The sequence below is a fragment of the Pelomonas sp. KK5 genome, assembly GCF_001984095.1.
Taxonomy (GTDB): Bacteria; Pseudomonadota; Gammaproteobacteria; order Burkholderiales; family Burkholderiaceae_C; genus KK5.
The window spans coordinates 1-484 of the sequence record NZ_LYVQ01000560.1; the positions used below are offsets into that span (position 1 = coordinate 1).

Annotated in this window: 1 protein-coding gene; it reads left to right on the top strand. The window is 60.5% G+C overall.

Annotated features, from left to right (window positions below; all coding sequences use genetic code 11):
• The first annotated feature begins 71 nt into the window (after window positions 1-71).
• Window positions 72-395, top strand: a complete 324-nt coding sequence (locus tag B0W88_RS32255) for a hypothetical protein (RefSeq protein ID WP_077038457.1) — start codon at window positions 72-74, stop codon at window positions 393-395.
• The last annotated feature ends 89 nt before the right edge of the window (window positions 396-484 follow it).

A 484-nucleotide genomic window follows, 5' to 3' on the forward strand; every position in this document is an offset into this window, starting at 1 on the left:
CCGCAGTTCCAGCCGACGCCTAACGGCGCGGCTGAACGCAATCGTTAGGCTCCCAAGAGACTCCGCGCGCCATGCTAGTCAAGCCATCGGAGAAAACTACCGCGCTGGTCCGACGTGGAAACTGGCTGTTCCTGGCGTTCTGGCTGGCGGTGACTGGCTACATCCTTCTGTCAGCGGCGGGAATGACTTCTCGTTCGTTGGACAAGGCCTTCTTCTCAGCAGCCGGGATAGTGTTCATCGTCAACTTCGCCCACGCGATTCTTGGGCTCCTGTCGGCACGCCAAGACTCCAAGAAGTCCCAGCACCCCGACCCTGATGTGGCCGCACTCGTCGACGGCAAGATCGACATCACGGAGTACCGCGAGAGAAAGGAACAACGTGAACGGGAGCTTTAACCTGGAGGGCGCATCGCCTCAATTGGCTGTCTATCGCCGGCCTAACCCGCAGTTCCAGCCGACGCCTAACGGCGCGGCTGAACGCAATC

Coding starts and splice junctions, on each gene's coding strand:
- B0W88_RS32255 (WP_077038457.1), top strand. CDS start 72: ATGCTAGTCAAGCCATCGGAGAAAACTACCGCGCTGGTCCGACGTGGA.